Annotated in this window: 1 protein-coding gene; it reads right to left on the bottom strand. The window is 70.3% G+C overall.

What is annotated here, in order from left to right; all coding sequences use genetic code 11:
- Nucleotides 1-92 precede the first annotated feature (92 nt).
- A complete protein-coding gene (locus ACFWW9_RS01655) occupies nucleotides 93-560 on the bottom strand; it encodes a hypothetical protein (RefSeq protein WP_390370440.1) in 468 nt (155 codons plus the stop codon).
- Nucleotides 561-562: the final 2 nt, after the last annotated feature.

The raw sequence follows: 562 nt of genomic DNA, 5'->3' as shown, positions 1-562 counted from the left end.
CAGCCGCTCCCCCCGGCACGGCGGGAACCGGATCGGGGCGCGTGCCCCAACCTGGTTCCCGCCTGACTCATGTCACTGCTTTCGCTCGATGCCTAGTGGCGCACGTGGTGACCGCCGCCGTCGTTCCCGCCTCCGCCGCCGCCACCGCCGTTCCCGCCGGGGTTCGGCACCTGGTTGGGCGGTAGCCCACCACCGCCTCCGTGGCCCCCGAGGGGCGGGAGTCCGTCGCTCAGGTACTTGTCGAGGCCGTCGGCCATGTCCGTCGTGTCGTCGTCGGCGCTCTTGAACGCCCGCGCCATGTTCGTCACGCCGTACCCGGTGGCGATGGTGCTGTCCATGACGCCCCGGACGCCCTCGTCCCAGTCCTTCACGTCACCGGACCACTTGGCGTAGAACTCGCGGCCGCCCTTGTCGTCCCCGAACACGGCGGGGTCGATCAGGTTCACCTGGCCGTAGAGCCGGGAGAGGATCTCGAACTGCTTGCGGCCCTGCGCGTCGATCCCGTCGGCCGCGCGGAACAAGCCCTCGACGTTGACCCAGTTGACTTCGCTGCTCGGCATCG

The sequence above is a fragment of the Umezawaea sp. NPDC059074 genome, assembly GCF_042738955.1.
Lineage (GTDB): Bacteria > Actinomycetota > Actinomycetes > Mycobacteriales > Pseudonocardiaceae > Umezawaea.
The sequence above is the reverse complement of the archived record's forward strand: the minus strand, read 5'-3'. Positions and strand labels throughout refer to the sequence as shown.